The organism is Rhizobium sp. BK456, from assembly GCF_014194045.1.
Classification (GTDB): domain Bacteria; phylum Pseudomonadota; class Alphaproteobacteria; order Rhizobiales; family Rhizobiaceae; genus Rhizobium; species Rhizobium redzepovicii.
The window spans coordinates 487,606-504,871 of the sequence record NZ_JACIAO010000004.1 but is presented as its reverse complement, the minus strand read 5'-3'; the positions used below and the strand labels follow the sequence as shown (position 1 = coordinate 504,871).

The following is a 17,266-nucleotide window of genomic DNA, read 5'->3' as shown; positions in this document are numbered from 1 at the left end:
GATGCGGCTCGAACTGAGAGAGATCACCGGCGACGCGGCGACAATGGCCGGCCGGCCGAAATGGTTCTTCGAACGCGGTCGGCGCACGCTTGGCCGGGCGCCCGATTGCGACTGGCAGCTGCCGGAGGACAGGCGCTCGATTTCGAAACTTCATTGCATCATCGAGCGCGACCGCGACGGCTTCCTGTTGCGCGACCAGAGCGCCAACGGCTCCCGTGTCGACGGCGTCGCCGTGCATGAAGGCCAGATCGCCAGGCTTTCCGACCGGTCGCGGCTGGAGATGGGCGGACTTGCTTTTTCCGTCCACATCGCCGGCGACAGGGATCGCGAGATCGAGGACCCAGATGCCGGCCTCGTCTTGAGCGACGAACCGTTGACCATTTCCGCAATCCTTGCCGACATCGCGCCGGGCGGTCATACCGCAAACGGCATTCTCGGCGAGCGCACGGCCGACGATTGGAGCTCGTCTGAACAGGGCGGCAAGAAAGGCGCGGCGTCATCCCGCAATGTCGAGATCGGCTGGAGCGGCCCACCGGAGATTCGCATCGTGACCCAGCTTCTGCCGGAAGACTGGAATTCGGAGGAGACCGAATACGGCAGCCATTTGGAACACGGCTCCGCCACCCATGTCGCAGTCCCCATCGCCCAGCGCCGGGCCGCGGCGCTGATCGATATCGTCAACGACAACGATCTGCAGCCCGAATCCGACGGTTTTCCCGCGCTGACCATCGGCCGGCCTGCAGCCCTCGCCGATAGGCTGGAGCCATTCATCGGCCTGCTCGAGGAGGCGATCGAAAGTGCCTATGCCGTCTTCGAGATGAATGCACCGCTCTCCGGGAGCAAGCCGGACCTTCCTGACCGGGAGGAGGCGCTGCTTGCCCGCATCGAGACCCTGCTCGGCCAACAGCTCCAGCTCAATTCTGCGCTCGTCGCCCTCGCCCAGGCGGCGGGACAGCTGGAGCCGCGCAGCCTGGAAGCGCGTGTCGAGACGAGCGCCTGGCGTCGGGACCGGAATTATTGGCGGGCCTACCGGGCGCAATTCGAAAAAGACGGCAAAAGCCGGTCGATCCAAGACATTTTTCGCGATGCCATGCTGGCCGCGATGAACGGCAGAGACACAGGGCCTCGTCCGCAAGACAGCCAGGAAGGACAAGACGCGCATCATGAGGAATGAGAACCGGGTGGCCTGGAGCGAGGGCATGTTCCTTCGCGTGCAGCATTTTCAGCAGGCGGACCGCTGGACCGAACGGCTCGTGCGCACCGCCACGCATGGGCTGGCGCCCTATCCCTGGGGGATATCGGAGATAGGTATCGACCGCGGCGCGCTGGCGATCGGGCAGTTCGCGCTGTCGAATCTGCGCGGCGTGCTGCCCGACGGAACGCCGTTCGAAGCGCCTGTCGATGCCGACCTGCCGCCGCCGCTCGATCTCGACGAGAACACCAAGAATGCGATCGTCTATCTGGCGCTTCCCGCCCGTCAGCCGGGCAAGGCCGATGTGGCATTGAACGGCGGCGCCCAGCGCAACAGCGTCCGGCTCGTCGCTTCGCCCTACGAAGCGCCCGATGCCAATGTCGAGACCGATTTCATGGCGCCGATCGATGTCGGCCGCCTCAGCCTGCGTTATCTCCGGACCGGCGACGAGCTTGCCGGCTATGAGCTGATCGGACTTGCCCGCATCATCGAAGTCCGTTCCGACCGGGCCGTCATTCTCGATCCCGATTACATCCTGCCGAGCCTCAACTGCACGGCCGCCGGCCGGCTGAACGAGCTGATCACCGAGCTTCTCGGCATCGTGCGCCACCGCGCCGAAGCGATCGCTGAACGCATCGGCGATCCCACCATTCGCGGCACGGCGGAAGTCGGCGACTACCTGCTCCTGCAGATCCTCAACCGTGCCGATCCGATGCTCAAGCATATTTCGGCCAATGCGACGCGCATCCACCCGATCGTCCTTTACGAGCACTGCATCCAGCTTGCCGGCGAGCTCGCCACCTTCACGACCGAGCGCAAACGCGCCAGCGATTTCCCGCCCTATCGCCACGACGACCTGAAGGCGACTTTCGCCGCCGTCTTCGACGATCTGCGCGCCTCGCTTTCCTCGGTGCTCGAACAGGCCGCCGTTGCGATCGAGCTTGCCGAACGCCGGCACGGTGTCCGGATCGGCACGATCAACGACCGCACGCTGCTTCGCGATGCCGGCTTCGTGCTCGCCGTCCGGGCAGAGATGCCGGCCGAGGACGTGCGCCGCAAACTGCCGGCGCAGATCAAGGTCGGGCCGGTCGAGCGCATCGCCGACCTCGTCAATGTGGCGCTGCCAGGCATTCCCGTGCGGCCGCTGCCGGTGCTGCCGCGCCAGCTCCCCTATCGCTCCGGCACCATTTACTTCGAACTCGACACCAAGAATCCGCTCTGGAAACAACTCGATACCTCCGGCGCCATCGCCGTGCATCTCGCCGGCGATTTCCCCGGGCTCGAAATAGAACTGTGGGCCCTTAGAGAATGAAGAACGAACCCGCTTCCACCTGGCAAAGCCTGCCGACCATCGTCGAACTCACCGAGGATGGCGTGAAGAAAAAGCAATCCGCCCGCAAGATGGCGGAGATGCTGGACGACGTTCTCGATTTTCCCGAAGGCGGGAAGGGAACGGGACCGGCGGCGGCGTCCGCGACGGGCGGAGCATCGGTCGAATCGCTCGTGCGGGATTTCCGTTTCGGCGCCGAAGACGTGCCGACCCTGGTGCGCTCGGCCGCGCCACTGCTCAACCTTGCCCATGGCCTGCGCTACACGGAAGAGCAGCCCGATATCGATGAACTCAGGGCGGTGGCGATTGCAGCGGTCGGCCGCTACGAGCGGGATCTCGCCAGCGCGCGCATCAGCCCCGAACGGGCGCGCGCCGCCCACTATGTCGTCTGCGCGACGGTCGACGACGTCGTGCTCAGCAAAGCCTGGGGCGTGCGTGCCGGCTGGGCCCGTTCGGGCCTCGTCTCCACTTTCCATATGGATGTGACCGGCGGCGAACGGGTGTTCGACCTGCTCGACCATTTCCACCAGAGCCCCGGCGCCAACAAGGACTTGCTGCTCCTCATCTACCTCTGCCTGTCGCTCGCCTTCGAGGGCCGCACCCGCGTTTCGGCGCGCGGCGGGCTGGAGCTCGCACGCATCCGCGACAGTCTCTATAAGACGCTGCTCGGCCAATACGGGGTCTTCGAGCGAGAGCTTTCCCCGCATTGGAAGGGCGTTTCGGCCCGGCACCAGCCGCTGCGCACCGCCGCCGCCCTTTGGACGCTGCTGTCCGTCCTGACTCTGATCCTGGCGTTCGGCTACCTGTTCTTCACGCTTTCGCTGAACCGCGCCTCCGACGGCACGTTCGAGCGCCTGGCCAACCTGCCGCCGCGCGAGACACCAAGCGTGCTGGTCAAGCTTCCCGACCCGCCGCGCGAACCGCCGCCTGTTGTCGTCGCGCAAACGCCGCCGCCACCGCCGCCGCCGCAGGTGAAGCCGCCGAGCCGGCTCGACAATCTGCTCGCCTTCCTCCAGCCGGAGGTCGAGAAGAAGCTCGTCACGCTGTCGGATTCGAACGGCAGGCTCTTGGTGCGCATCAGCAATTCCGGCCTGTTTGCCACCGGCAGCGCCGAGGTCAGCGAGAAGTTCCACGATCTTCTGCAGCGGATCGGCGGCGCGCTCGCCGCGGAGAAATTCCGCGCCGTCGTCGTGGGCTATACGGACAATGTGCCGATCCGCACGATCCAGTTCCCCTCTAACTGGCACCTGTCGGAAGCCCGCGCCAAGGCGGTCGGCGACATATTGAGCTCGTTCACCGGGCCGGGCGCGATCCTGACCGAAGGGCGGGCCGACAGCGATCCGATCGCCGGCAACGACACGCAGGAGGGCCGGGAGATGAACCGCCGCACCGAGATCCTGGTGCTGACCGATCCGAGCGAACGGCTGAGTGACGCCGGGTTCAAGACACCGCCGATCGAGGCCGAAGGACCGAATGCACCGGCTGCCGCCGCAGGAGGCGCTTCACGATGAATCCCTTAAGTTATTTCTATACGCTGCGCTCCTATGTGGAGGCCTATGCCGGCCTTCTCGGCCGCCGCTTCATCTCGATCATATGGGTGGCGGCGATCTGCGTCGTCATCTGGTTCTACGGCTATCTCGCCGCCTATGGCGACTTCAAGCCGCTGGCAAGCGCTTCGGCGCGGCTGACGCTGATCGGCATCGTGCTCGCTGCCTGGCTCGCTTACCTCCTGTTCACCGTGGTCCGCGACCGCCGCCGCGACAAGCAGCTTGTCGAAGGGATCGAGCGCGATGCCGAGGCGGAAGCGGCGGCCAGTCAGCAGGCTGAAGTCAGCGAGATCCACGGCCGGCTGAAGGAGGCGTTGCAGCTCTTGCGCCGCATCACCAAGCGACGCTTCGGCTATATCTACGAGCTGCCCTGGTACGTGATCTTCGGCGCGCCGGGTTCCGGCAAGACGACGGCGCTCAGCAATTCCGGCCTCAAATTCCCGCTCGGCGATGCGCTCGGCAGCAATTCGATCCAGGGCATCGGCGGCACGCGCCACTGCAATTGGTGGTTCACCGACGAGGCGATCCTCATCGATACCGCCGGCCGCTACACGACGCAGGACGATCTGAACGGCACCGCCAAGGCCGGCTGGGAAGGCTTTCTCGGCCTCTTGCGCAAATATCGCCGGTCGCAGCCGATCAACGGCGCGCTGGTGACGCTGTCGATCGGCGATCTCTTGACACGCGATGCCGAAGCGCAGCGCGAGGAGATCAGGGCAATCCGCCAGCGGCTGTCTGAGCTCGACGAACTCCTGCATGCGCGCGTGCCGGTCTATCTGCTCCTGACCAAGGCCGATCTCCTGACCGGCTTCGTCGAGTTCTTCGACGGCTTCAACAAAAGCGATCGCGAGCAGGTCTGGGGCACGACCTTCGGGCTCGACGAGAGCTATAAGGCGGCGAACCTGCCGGAACGCTTCATGGAGGAATTCACCCTGCTGCAGCAGCGCGTCGACGCCATGCTGATCGAGCGCCTGCAGCAGGAGCCCAATCCGGAGCTGCGCGGCCGCATCTTCCGCTTTCCGGCCGAGCTCGTCTCGTTGAAAGAGCGCCTGCAGGACGTCGTAACCGAGCTTTGCTCCGGTTCGAAACTGGTGGAAGCGCCGCTCTTACGCGGCATCTATTTCGCCTCCGGCACACAGAGAGACGAGACGGTTGCCGTCCCCCGGACGCGGCGCAGCTATTTTCTCTCGCGCCTGTTCAAGGAGGTGATCTTCGGCGAGGCTTCGCTGGTCGCGCGTGACAAGCGGCTTTCCGGCCGGCAGCTTCTGTTCCGCCGCGCTGCCTACGCCGCTGCTGTGCTGCTGCTTGCCGTAGTGCTGACGAGCTGGACCGCCACCTACATCCAGAACACCACGGCGCTTGCCGCCGCCGAAAGACGCATCGACGCCTATGAGCAACTGGTGCGCGGCGTACCGGTGCGCGACGTTTCGGATGCGGACTTCCTGCGCATCCTGCCGGCGCTCGACAATCTCGCCGCCGTCAGCACCGATTTTTCCAAGGCGCGCGTCTGGCCGGTCAGCCTCGGCCTCGACCAGGAAGGCAAGGTCGCGAGCCGCCAGCGCGAAGCCTATCAGCGGGCGCTGAACACGCTGCTCCTGCCTCGCATGCTGGTGCAGCTCCAGAAGGAGATGACCGGGACCACCGACATCAACATGACCTTCGACGCGCTGAAGCTCTACGGCATGCTCGGCGGGCTCGGTCCGATGAATGTGGATTTCGCCTCTCTGGAAGCGGAAGACATGTTCACCAGGCTCTATCCCGACGAAGGCCGTATTGCGGCGCGCAACGCGCTGATCACCCATGCGGGAGCCATGGCGCGCGGCGCGCTGCCGCCGATTGAGCTCGACAAGACGCTGATCGCCAAGGCACGCGAGATCATCCGCTCGCAGAACATCGCCAGCCGCGCCTATGAGATCCTGGCGGAATACCGCGCCTCCCGCGCCCTTCCCGGCTGGAGCCCGGCCGGTGCGCTCGGTCCGCTCGGCGAACAGGCGTTCGAGCGGACCTCCAGGGCGCCGCTGAGCGAGAGCATCCCCGGCCTATTTTCCGCCACCGGCTACCGGACCGTCGTTCTGCCCGAGATCAGCGACGCCGCGCGCGAGGCACTCGACGAGCAATGGGTTCGCGGCGATCCCAATCCCGCAGGCGTCACCGTCGACACCGTCGCCCAGGCCACACTTCAGCTTTACTTCGACAGGTTCGATCAACGCTGGTCGACGCTGCTGACCGATATCAGGGTCAAACCCTCGCAGACGATCAGCGACGCGGCTGAGACCACCCGCATCCTGGCCGGCAAGCCCGGCCCCGTCGAGACGATCGCGAATTCAATCGCCGCGGCCACCGATCTGCGCGGCCCCGGCGCAGAGATCGCCGCGGCTGCCGGCGACAATTTGAGCGTGTCAACAACGGCGCTTAGCAGTGCCGCCGATGCGCCCGATCCCTTCGGCCGTCTTCGAGAGGCGCTGAAGGCGCCGGCCGCCCAGTCGCCGCTTCCCGACCAATCGAAGGAGGCGCCGCGCTCGGCGATCGGGCAGCTGGAACCGATCCTGCAGAAAGTACAGGAGCAGCTTTCGCGGGCGACGACCTCCACCGCCGAAGTGGCGAAAGTCTTCGACGTCGACAGCCAGCTGACCGATGCCAATCAGGACTTGCTACAGCAGGCGCGCAAGCTGCCGGCGCCGGTCGATACATGGATGGCGGGGCTCGCCGCCGATGTCGGATCGCTGGCGGTCAAATCCGCCCGTTCGCGCATCAGCAACGCCTGGGCCGCGGAGGGCGCCGGCTTCTGCTCGAACGTCGTGGCCGGCCGTTATCCCTTCGATCGAAAATCCGCGCGCGACGTCGCGATGAGCGACTTTGTCAGGCTGTTCGGACCCGAGGGTCTGTTCAAGACCTTCTTCAAGGAAAAGCTTGAGGCCTTCGTCGATACCAGCGCTTCGCCATGGGGCTGGAAGGGCACCTTCGGGGCGGCGAGCATTCCGAGCGCGGCGATCGCCCAGTTCGAGAATGCCGACAAGATCAACCGTGCCTTCTTCCCGGCCGGCAGCGAGAACCCCTCGATCACGATCAACGTCAAGCCGGTGTCGCTGACCGATGCCGCCAGCGCGGTGATGCTGGAGATCGAAGGCGAACGCGTTGTCTATTTCCATGGGCCGATCCAGTCGAAATCGCTCACCTGGCCGTCGACGGAAGCCAGCAACGCCTCGCGCATCGCCTTCCAGCCGGGCGGCTGGCAGCAGGCCTTGACTGAGAACGGTGACTGGTCGCCCTTCCGGCTGTTCGACGATGCCAGCGTCACGATACAGGGCGACGATCTCTTCCGGGCAAAATTTGAGCAGGACGGCCAGGCAGCGGAGTTCGACGTCCAGTTCGGTTCGGTGCTCAATCCATTCCGGCTGGAGGCGCTCGGCGCCTTCTCATGCCCGGCGCAGTTCTGAGCCGGCCGATATGAACGAGCGCGCCAGCCTCGAGCGAAACCCGGCTGAAGCCGACAGGATCGGCTTCTACGGCAAGCTGCCGAGCCATGGCGATTTCGTTTCGATGGGCCTTGGCCACAGCTTGCAATCGGCGCTCGACGCCTGGATGCAAGCCGGGCTGCAGGCGGCACAGCAGGAACTCGGCGAGGATTGGAAACGCCGCTTCCGCTCGATGCCCGCATGGCGCTTCATCATCGAGCGCGGTCTCTGGGGGCCGGCAACCGTTGCCGGCGTGCTGCTTCCAAGCCTCGACCGCGTCGGGCGCAGTTTTCCCCTCGTCATCGCCGCGCAGCTTCACGGTTTTGTCGAGCATCCACGCCAGCTCTATCTCGACGACACGTGGTTCACGGCGGCCGAAGCGATCGCCGAAAGCTCGGCCAGGCGGGATTTCGACATCAACCACTTCACCGCAAGCCTGAAGCGGCTGAGGACGCTCCGCCCGGCCGACCTCGCGGAAAACGAGATACTGCAGGACGCCTCCAGCCGCGGCACGCTCTGGTGGCGGATCAGTCCCGAAGAGCGACGCGCCAAAGGCTTTCGGGTCAGCGGCGCCCCGGAGCCCGAGCATTTTTCGAAACTGCTGCACGACAATCCCCCCGCCGCTTCGGCAGGCCCACGACCGACTGAGGCACCGCGTCCGGTCGGCATCGAACCGCATCATCCTCTCATATTGCGGAACAGCCACGCCACGCACGCCGGCACGCGGCTCTCGGTCAATGCCGACGCGCTGCTCGTTTCCGAAACGCCCTCGCTCTTTGCCGTTGCCGATGGCGTCGGCGACAGCAACGCTGCCGCAGATGTCGGCAAGATCACCGTGCATGTGCTGGCCGAAACCGCCAAACAGCAGACGATCGAAGCTCTGGTGCAGGAGATCAAGGGCAAGCTCGGCCGTGCCCACGGCCTGCTTCAGTCGGCCTATCTTTCCGAGACCCGCGAGCCGTCGGCCGCCAGTATCGTCGTGCTGGCCACGCTTCAGGAGAGCTGCGCTCTGCTCTGGGCCGGCGATGCCCGCTGCTATCTCCTGCGCGACGGCATGATGCGCTGCCTCACCCGCGACCATGTCGAGATCGGCCTGCGGCGCACACTGTCGCGCGCCATCGGACTGCGCGGGCATCTCGTTCCCGAGGTGCTCTCCGGCGGATTGCAGCCCGGCGACCGGCTGCTGCTTTGCAGCGCGCCACTGCCGAGCGCCGTGCCCGAGCGCAGCATCGCCGAAATTCTCCTTGCCGCAAAAATCGAAAAGGCGGCCGACATCCTCGTCCAGGAGGGACTGATCGCCAATTGCCGTGACAATCTCAGCGCCATCGTGATCGACGTGAAGACCGATGAGCCATGACCTTCCGGAAGCGGATTTCGAGGAGATCGCGCGGCGCTTTTCGCATCTCTGGCAGGCGTTGAATGCGGATAGGGCGTATTCGCCTGACATCAGGAGGATCCTGATAGACAGGGTCCGGGATGCGCTCGATCGAGGCAAGTCCCGCCTCAGTGATGTGGATACCGCGATCATCGCCAATAGTTTCGCGCTGGAGACGCTGGTTCATGATGGCGCAGTCATCCAGGTCTACCGCGCCCGCCATCGCGATCTCGGTACGCTTCACGCGATCAAGATGCCGCGGCTCGAGCATGCCGACGATCCCGTGCTGAGGAAACTCATGCTGCGCGAGGCGGAAATCGGCATGGCGCTGCGCCATCCCAACATTGTCGCGACGCAAACCATTCTGCGTCTTGCCGACGGACGCCCTGCCCTCGTGATGGAATGGATCGGAAGCCGGCTTGCAGAGCTTTTGCAGAAAAGACCTCTATCCCCCGGCGACGTGGCCTCGTTCATGACATCGGTGCTCTCCGGCCTGGACGCAATCCATGCCGCCGGTTTCGTGCATTGCGACCTGTCGCCGCTCAACCTTCTGTCTGACGGGGGCGATTTCTCTCGTTTGAAGATCGCCGATTTCGGCGTGGCGCTCGAGGCCGGACGCCGGCACCGCCAATTCGATCTCGCTTTTGCCGGCCGGCCGGATTTCGGCTCTCCCGAACAGACGGCAGGTGAACCACTCGACGGACGATCCGATCTTTACGCAGCCGGGCTCCTGCTGACCCTGCTGCTGCGCCACTGCACGGAACGCGACGAAGGCTTGGAGGCTTTGGCGATCCGCCTGTCCCAGCGGGATCCGCAAGACAGGCCGGACAATGCAAAGGCCGCCTTGCATCTGCTCGGCGGCCCCTGGAAATCTCCGATCGATTTTTAATTGCCGCTCGAACCGGGGATTGGAGCAGCGGCCGTCGGCACGCTCTTCTGGTAGACGTTGAAGAGCTTGGCGAAGTCCACCAGGCTGGCATTGCTGGCGTAGATGATATCGCCGTCCATCATCTGGAAACGCTGCATCAGCGCCAGATTGGAAACATCCTTCATATTGACGCGGTAGATCACCGGCTTGCTGCTCACCACGACCGGCGCGGCAGTCTTGGCATTCGCCGCCGCCACCTGCGTATAGACCGCCTGGTTGCGCAGCACATAGAAATTGCTCGCGTCGGCCCGGTCGTCGAGCAGGCCGCCCGCCCGCCCGAGCGCCTGGGCCAGCGTCAGCCGGCCCGGCTCGAATTCGAACTCGCCGACACTCTTGAAGGCGCCGAAGGCGGTGAAGGTCGGGGCGTCCTTGTCGACATAGATCTGATCGTCCGGCAGCAGGTAGACGTTCTGCTTGCTGTCGTCGATGACGCGCTGCAGCGGCACGGTGGTGCGCTGTTTGCCGCGGATCAACGTGACGTTCGCCGAGCCCGGATCGGAGACAGCGCCGCCGGCAAGCGCGACGGCATCGAGCACGCGCTCCTTGCGTGCGGTAAGCGGGAAACGGCCGGCGGAGCGCACGTCGCCATTGACGGTGACGCCGCTGGAGGGCCTGTCGACCACGGTGACGACAGCCTGCGGATTGACGGCCGAACCCTTCATGCCGGTGACGATGCGCGTCTGTAGCGCCTCGGTCGAGGAATCCACCACGCGCTGTTTGCCGACGAAGGGAAGCGTCACATTGCCTGTCGAATCGACGGTGAAGCGGCCGAGATTGAGGGTCTTGCTCTCAGTCGAGGAGAAAAGCCCATCTTCGCCGGGATCGAGGATCGTCACCTCGATGACGTCGCCGCGCCTGAGTTTCGTATCGGCAAACCCGCTTGAGCGCATGACGGTGAGGCCGGGATCGGAGGCGGCATAGGCAAGCGGGACGGCCGAAACCGGACCCATCGGCGCTTCCGAAAGCCGGACGACAGGAATCCGCTCGTTGGTTCCAGGTGCCGTGGCGTTGTAGAAGCCACCGGCCGTCGGGCCGTCGGCTGGCCGAGCGCAGGCACTGAGAACTGCAACCAGGACGAACGGCGCCAGCTTTCGCATCACTTATCCTTTTGGCAATATTGAGAGAATCGGAAAATATCAGCGGTGGAAGCGCGAGCAATACCAGTTACACGCGAAAAATCAATTGTGACAGCTCAGGGGCAGCCAGCTGTGACTAATTGGCAACCATATGTCTTAAGGTGGAACCAGATCCCCGCTCATCTCTTCGGTCGAAAACTGGTTCTGAAACCAATGCGGGTGAGCAAATGACGGTGCACATCAAGCGAATCTACGAACCAAAGCAAGACAAGGACGGCATCCGCATTCTCGTCGACAGGCTCTGGCCGCGCGGACTGAGCAAGCAGGATGCGGCAGTCCATCTTTGGCTGAAGGAGGTGGCGCCGAGCCCGGCGCTGCGCCGCTGGTTCGGGCACGATCCCGCCAAATGGACAGAGTTCCAGCGCCGCTACCAAGGCGAGCTCGAAAAGAACGCGTCGGCTGTCGAAGAACTCGAACGCCAGATCGGAAAATCGGACGCAACGCTTCTCTATGCCGCGAAGGACCTGCGGCACAATCACGCGATCGTACTGCAGCGCTTCCTCGGCAAAGACTGAAATATAGGCGGCCGACGCCGATGAGAGGCTGCCGCCCTGTGTAAAAATTTCCGGGAACCTTTTCGACGGATCTGCATCCAATGCCTGCTTCCAAAGACGCGCCGGCGCTGCGGAAGGCATTCCGTCATACGACACAAGGGAGACAGATCATGTTGAAACAGATTTTCGGTGCAGCCCTGATAGCGGCCTCGCTCGGCACGGTTTCACTCGCCGCCGATGCGAAGCCGACCGACCCTCAGATCGCCCATATCGCCTATACCGCGGGGCAGATCGATGTCACCGCCGCTGAGCAGGCATTGAAGAAAAGCAAGAATGCCGAAGTCATCGAATTTGCCAAGACCATGGAACGCGACCACAAGGCCGTCAATGACCAGGCACTAGCCCTCGTCAAAAAGCTGAAGGTGACGCCTGAAGACAATGCCGTCAGCCAGTCGCTGTCGACACAGGCAAGCAAGGAGTTGACGACGCTCAGCGGTCTCGACGGCGCGGCTTTCGACAAGGCCTATGTCGAAAACGAAGTCGCCTATCACAAATCGGTCAACGACGCGCTTGCCAATGTGCTGATCCCCTCGGCGAAGAATAAGGAACTCAAGTCACTCCTGGAGACGGGCCTGACCTTGTTCAAGCTGCATCAGATGCATGCCGAGCATCTTGCCTCGATGATGAAGTAGGCCGGCGATGGGTTTGCCGATGAAATCGCTGCCGCTGCTGCTTGCGCTGTTTTGGGCAGGCGTCGGCGTTGCCGCTGCCACGGAATATCAGGTCACCATTGCAGGAATGAAATTCAGCGCGCCGCCTGCCGAACTGCATGTCGGCGATGTGATCGTCTGGCGTAATGATGATATATTCCGGCATACGGCGACGGCGCGTGACAAAAGCTTCGACATCGATCTGCCGCCCAAATCGGAAGGCCGCATGACAATCAGCCGAGCGGGAGCGGTCGATTTCTATTGCCGCTTTCATCCCGCCATGGCGGGTAAACTGGACATCCGGCCGTAGGCCGGGCTCCGATCGGAAACTGGAGAGCGGAGAAATTTCCATGACAGCCATTCCGGTTCCCGTCGCGCGACACCAGCCGGTGCTAGCGACGCTTGCCGACGCCGACCTCGTGCCACTCGCAAAAATGGGCGACGAGCCCGCCGTCCGCGCCATCGTCCAGCGTCACAATCAGCGCCTGTTCCGCACCGCGCGCGCCGTCATTCGCAACGATGTGGAGGCGGAAGATGTCGTCCAGGCCGCCTATATCAAGGCTTTCACCAACCTGGCGGCATTCCGGGGCGAGGCGGAGCTTTCGACATGGCTGACCCGAATTGCGCTCAACGAGGCGCTGGGCCGGGTGCGAGCCCGAAAGAACACCACCGGGCTGGAGGAAATCGACATGCAGGCGACGTCGGCGGGTGGGGAGGTGGTGCAATTTCCGTCCTCGCTATCGGCAACAGATCCGGAAACCGAGCTGTCGCGGAGCCAGGCGCGGCAGTTTCTCGAACAGGCGGTCGACGAACTCCCGGACGATTTTCGCGCCATCTTCGTGCTGCGCGATGTCGAGGGCATGAGCACGGATGAGGCCGCATCCTATCTCGGCATAAGACCCGAAACCGCCAAGACTCGATTACACCGGGCGCGCCGGCTGATGCGCCAGTCGATCGAAAAACGGCTCTCCGGCGCCTTCTCGGCGCTGTTCCCCTTCGATGGCGCCCGCTGCGCCTTCATGGCCGACCGCGTCGTCGCAGCGCTTGCCCGGACGCCATGACGCCTCGCAATATCAGCTCGACTTCCCCCACTCACAGCCGGCCTCCATCCCATTCGGCTTGTCGATCAATCATCCGGGTGACATAGCGGCCACGCTAAGCCCACGTCAGCGAAGAGCAGGCTTGCAGCGCACCGCTTAGTCTATCGAGTTCATCTAAAACACTCCGGATCCCGGCACGCGCCTGGAACATCTGATCCATCTCCGGATTGCCGGACGGTTGGCCCCGGGACCTGCGGATCGTGAATCTGCGACAATCGGACAGCACACTCTTGGATTGCCGCGGCGTCGGTTCGCGTCATTCGCCAAGCCTCCTCTGCTGCAATCGCTCGCCATCCTTCATCTTGTATGGATCAACCGTCCGCCATAGTGCCGCCATAGAGTTCGGACCAATACCGCTTGTATAACAAGCGGATGGCGAAAAATGAGATGGTTGGCTCTTCTTGCTGTGGCCGTTTTACTAACGGTGGTTCAAGCTCAAGCCCAAGTTTATGAACCATATGATGGATATGACGAATACGGGGGCTACGACTATGATGACCCGTACAGCCCATATCCACCTCCACCTTATTACGACCCCGCCCCTCGCTATCAGGAACCCCTGTATGATCGCAGGAAACCCTCGACCCGAAGCGCAAGGGGAACCATCGTGATCGCCACGCGCGAACACACCCTTATTTACACGGCGACAAACGGAGAGCAGTTCGCTTATCCCATCGCTGTCGGCCGCGAAGGCAAGCAATGGTACGGAACAACGCGGGTGGTGTCGAAGCGATTGCATCCCGAATGGCGGCCAACCGCTAGCATGCGCCTGAAGAACCCAAGGCTTCCGACGGTCGTGAAACCCGGCCCCAACAATCCACTGGGCACACGAGCGATGTACCTTGCCGATGGGCTGCTGCGCATACACGGAACCAATGATCCTTCCTCCATCGGAACCAATGCTTCGAGCGGTTGTTTTCGGATGTACCGCGAGGACGTCGAGGAACTTTACGATATGGTCCAGCCGGGGACCCGAGTGATCGTCCAGCGGTAATCGGATCGAGTGCGGTCGCAGCCCTAGAGATCCCTCGCCAGCCCCGGGTGAACTTTTAGAGCGAGCCCTCCAGAACCACAACCATGATATCCGTGGTGCCCAGGGCAACGATCCGTATCTGCTGCAAAATACGGCAATGCGTCGGCGCGACTAGCAATCAGATACAGTAATGTCGATCCATCGTCCGGTCGGCATAAAAACCTGCTCCGCAACGTCGCGACCCCACCGGGACGTGCCGTGAGACGGCTGACTTCCGAACTTCAGGCGAGGCTTTCAAGCGCGAGCCGAGACCGGGACCGCCGAGAGGAAAATTCGAAGTCAGCCTCAGCGAAGGCAATAGCTGAGCACTCACTCCGTTCAACGATATTCTCTGTAACGGCAACTCATCCGCAAAACCGCATCTCGCCCAAGTTGGCGCCGCTCTCCGGAGAACGCAGCCACAGGGCGATGATATCAGCCTTGGGCACGGCTTTGCTGTAAAGGAATCCCTGCGCCGTCCCGCATCCGTTTGCCACGAGGAAAGCTGCCTGTTCGGCTGTTTCGACGCCTTCCGCCACCACATTCTGTCCGAGGCAGCGGGCGATGGAAAGGATCGCTTTCACCAGTTCCTCGTTGCGTCTGTCGGTGCTGTTGATGAACGACCGGTCGATCTTCAGCGTATCGATCGGAAAGCGCGCGAGATAGTTCAGCGCCGAATAGCCGGTGCCGAAATCGTCGATGGCGATCGAAAATCCCATGCTTCGGAGTTCGGACATCGCCTGCAGCGTTTCGTCCTTCTGATCGAGCAGGAGGCTTTCGGTTATTTCGATTTCGACCCATTCCGCGCGGCAACCGGTCTCGCCGAGAATTTCGGCGATCGACCTCACCAGTCCGGCGGATTGGAATTGTTTGACCGACAGATTGACCGCCACCTTATGCGGCGACCGGCTATCGGCGTTCAACTCGGCCGCCGTCTGGCACGCCTCGCGCAGCACCCATCGCCCGAGTTCCACGATCAGCCCGGTGTCTTCCGCAACCGGAATGAAACGGGCGGGTGGAATCATGCCGATTTCGGGGTGGCGCCATCTCAGCAAGGCTTCGCAGCCGACTATGGCGCCGCTGTCCAGAAGCACCTTCGGCTGGTAATGCAATTCCAGTTCGCCGCGCTCGATCGCGCGGCGCAAATCCGATTCCAACCGCATGCGCTCTTCGGCACTTGCCGTCAGGTCCTTCGAATAGAAGCGAAAACTGTTTCGCCCGGAGCGTTTGGCGAGATACATCGCCGAGTCGGCGTATTTCACAAGGTCGTTGGCATCGGCGCTGTCATTGGGATAGAGCGCGATACCGACGCTGCATGATACGAAGACCTCCTGGCCACCCAGCAGGAAGCGCTCCCTGAACTTATCGAGAATATTATTGGCAATCCGGCCGAGATCGTCGCCTTGGCTGATATCCGGCAACAGGATCGCGAATTCGTCGCCGCCGAGACGGGCGACGGTGTCATAGCCGCGAACGCTGGCATTGAGGCGGCCCCCCGCCTGACAGAGCAAATCATCGCCGACGGGATGGCCCATCGTATCGTTGACCGCCTTGAAATGATCGATGTCGATCAACATCACCCCGGCCCGCCGGCCTAGCGATCCGGCTGAGGTGATCATCTGCCGCAGCCGATCGTTGAACAGCGCCCGGTTCGGCAGCGAGGTCAAGGGATCGTAAAACGCCATCTGGTGAATTTTCTGGCGCGAGACCTTCAACTCGGTAACGTCGCGGGCCACACCGAGAACTCCAACGATCTCTCCCCCTGCATCCATGACCGGCACTTTGCGTGTTTCTAGAAGAACGGATTGGCCATTCTCCTCGGAAACCACCCATTCCTCACCGACGAGGATGCCCCCGGTCTCGACCGCCTCTTTATCAGTGTCTCGGAGATACCGAGCCCTTTCAGGGGCGAACAGGTCGAAATCCGTCTTGCCCACCACCTCGGACTCCGCCTTCCCGGTCAGTTGTTCGAAGGCATGGTTGCACAGGAGATAGACGCCATCCATGTTCTTCACCCAGACCATGTCAGGCATGGTCTGAAGCACGCTGAGAAGCTGCGTCCGTATGGAGTTGGTGGCTTCTTCCGCCCGTTTTCGCTCGGTAATGTCGCGCGAAAGCGCAAGCAGTGTGGTGGTCGAACCAGCGCTCGACCGCTTGGCGACTGACAACTCGAACCAGCGCGTCTCACCGTTCGGCAGGGAGATGCAAATGCATCGGCCGTCGGCAATTCCCTCTCTGCCGGCCTCGCGCAGAGCCTCCATCGCGATGGCCGCCTGATCGGGGGCAAGAACGTCGTTGACCGTCTTGCCGAGCAGCATCTCCTTCTGCTGGGCGAGCAGCTCGGGGTTTCTTGTCCAGACCTGAAGATAACGGCCGTCCTCGTCCACCTCGAAGAGAACATCCGGAATGGCGGAGATAATCCCCTCTGCGAATTCGAGCGCCTTCCTGAGTTCCCGCTCCGCCTGCTTGTGCTCGTTGTTGTCGACGGTAAGGGCCGGCTGCAGAAGCGATTGGGACAATGTCACGACGGATCTCCTCACCATGGGCATCAACCGAATGCATCATCCATCCAATCGAGAATTTTCTCGGAAAGCCGCCCAAGTCATTTGAGGCGAAACCAGCACTCCGAGATGTGGCCGCAATGGCATCGGTCCGCGAGAACCGGGCACTTCGGCTTGACCCTGAATATGCGAAGACAAGATTTAAGAGATTGCTGCTGTCTCCAGTGCCGGCATGACTTTCAGCGCGCGATACGGATTGGACTGCGCAAAATGGATATCCAGGGTTTTCGCGCAGTTCCTGACAGTCCGCTTCCGGCTACCATCGGCTCACCAACGTCATTCCAGTGAAAGACGATGAGGTGCCGTTGCGCGAATATCCATAATTCGCAGACATGTCCGATACACGCAGCAAACGACGCGCGGGCAATCCATTTTGCGCCGGAACTTGCAAGTTTTAACAAAGGCTTAAGCTTCCTGGATACATCT

13 protein-coding genes are annotated in these 17,266 nt (G+C 62.7%); 11 read left to right on the top strand and 2 right to left on the bottom strand.

What is annotated here, in order from left to right:
• Position 1 precedes the first annotated feature (1 nt).
• From FHX03_RS15145 to FHX03_RS15120, 6 genes are read left to right on the top strand one after another with little or no spacing between them, the layout of a single operon-like run.
• Entirely contained in the window at positions 2-1,174 is a 1,173-nt protein-coding gene (locus FHX03_RS15145) for an FHA domain-containing protein (RefSeq protein ID WP_183854350.1), read from the top strand.
• Positions 1,164-2,504, top strand: a complete 1,341-nt coding sequence (tssK, locus tag FHX03_RS15140; protein ID WP_183854348.1) for a type VI secretion system baseplate subunit TssK — start codon at positions 1,164-1,166, stop codon at positions 2,502-2,504. Before FHX03_RS15145 ends, tssK begins: the two co-directional genes overlap by 11 nt.
• Complete coding sequence (gene tssL, locus FHX03_RS15135) at positions 2,501-4,033, top strand: type VI secretion system protein TssL, long form (protein ID WP_183854346.1); 1,533 nt, start codon at positions 2,501-2,503, stop codon at positions 4,031-4,033. Before tssK ends, tssL begins: the two co-directional genes overlap by 4 nt.
• A complete protein-coding gene (tssM, locus tag FHX03_RS15130) occupies positions 4,030-7,506 on the top strand; it encodes a type VI secretion system membrane subunit TssM (protein WP_183854344.1) in 3,477 nt (1,158 codons plus the stop codon). Before tssL ends, tssM begins: the two co-directional genes overlap by 4 nt.
• 10 nt (positions 7,507-7,516) lie before the next feature.
• Complete coding sequence (gene tagF / locus FHX03_RS15125) at positions 7,517-8,881, top strand: type VI secretion system-associated protein TagF (RefSeq protein ID WP_183854342.1); 1,365 nt, start codon at positions 7,517-7,519, stop codon at positions 8,879-8,881.
• On the top strand, positions 8,871-9,788 hold the full coding sequence (locus tag FHX03_RS15120) for a serine/threonine-protein kinase (protein ID WP_183854340.1): 918 nt from the start codon (positions 8,871-8,873) through the stop codon (positions 9,786-9,788). Before tagF ends, FHX03_RS15120 begins: the two co-directional genes overlap by 11 nt.
• Here FHX03_RS15120 and FHX03_RS15115 read toward each other — a convergent pair.
• Positions 9,785-10,924 (bottom strand): polysaccharide biosynthesis/export family protein, encoded by a 1,140-nt coding sequence (locus FHX03_RS15115; protein ID WP_183854338.1) that lies wholly within the window; start codon positions 10,922-10,924, stop codon positions 9,785-9,787. The genes FHX03_RS15120 and FHX03_RS15115 overlap by 4 nt on opposite strands.
• Positions 10,925-11,130: 206 nt before the next feature.
• Between FHX03_RS15115 and FHX03_RS15110 the strand changes: the two genes are divergently transcribed.
• The 5 genes from FHX03_RS15110 (at position 11,131) to FHX03_RS15090 (ending at position 14,261) form a co-directional block, all read left to right on the top strand.
• Positions 11,131-11,478 carry a DUF488 domain-containing protein gene (locus FHX03_RS15110; protein WP_183781472.1) on the top strand — a complete coding sequence of 116 codons (348 nt, stop codon included), beginning with the start codon at positions 11,131-11,133 and terminating at the stop codon, positions 11,476-11,478.
• 149 nt (positions 11,479-11,627) lie between these two features.
• Positions 11,628-12,149 (top strand): DUF4142 domain-containing protein, encoded by a 522-nt coding sequence (locus tag FHX03_RS15105; RefSeq protein ID WP_183854336.1) that lies wholly within the window; start codon positions 11,628-11,630, stop codon positions 12,147-12,149.
• Between the two features lie 7 nt (positions 12,150-12,156).
• Positions 12,157-12,477 (top strand): cupredoxin family copper-binding protein, encoded by a 321-nt coding sequence (locus FHX03_RS15100; protein ID WP_183854334.1) that lies wholly within the window; start codon positions 12,157-12,159, stop codon positions 12,475-12,477.
• A 40-nt stretch (positions 12,478-12,517) separates the two neighbouring features.
• A complete protein-coding gene (locus FHX03_RS15095) occupies positions 12,518-13,228 on the top strand; it encodes an RNA polymerase sigma factor (RefSeq protein WP_183854332.1) in 711 nt (236 codons plus the stop codon).
• 421 nt (positions 13,229-13,649) lie between these two features.
• A complete protein-coding gene (locus FHX03_RS15090; protein ID WP_183854330.1) occupies positions 13,650-14,261 on the top strand; it encodes a L,D-transpeptidase in 612 nt (203 codons plus the stop codon).
• A gap of 383 nt (positions 14,262-14,644) precedes the next feature.
• Here the strand turns inward: FHX03_RS15090 and FHX03_RS15085 are convergent, their stop codons facing one another.
• Positions 14,645-16,822 carry a putative bifunctional diguanylate cyclase/phosphodiesterase gene (locus tag FHX03_RS15085; protein WP_409565143.1) on the bottom strand — a complete coding sequence of 726 codons (2,178 nt, stop codon included), beginning with the start codon at positions 16,820-16,822 and terminating at the stop codon, positions 14,645-14,647.
• Positions 16,823-17,266 lie beyond the last annotated feature (444 nt).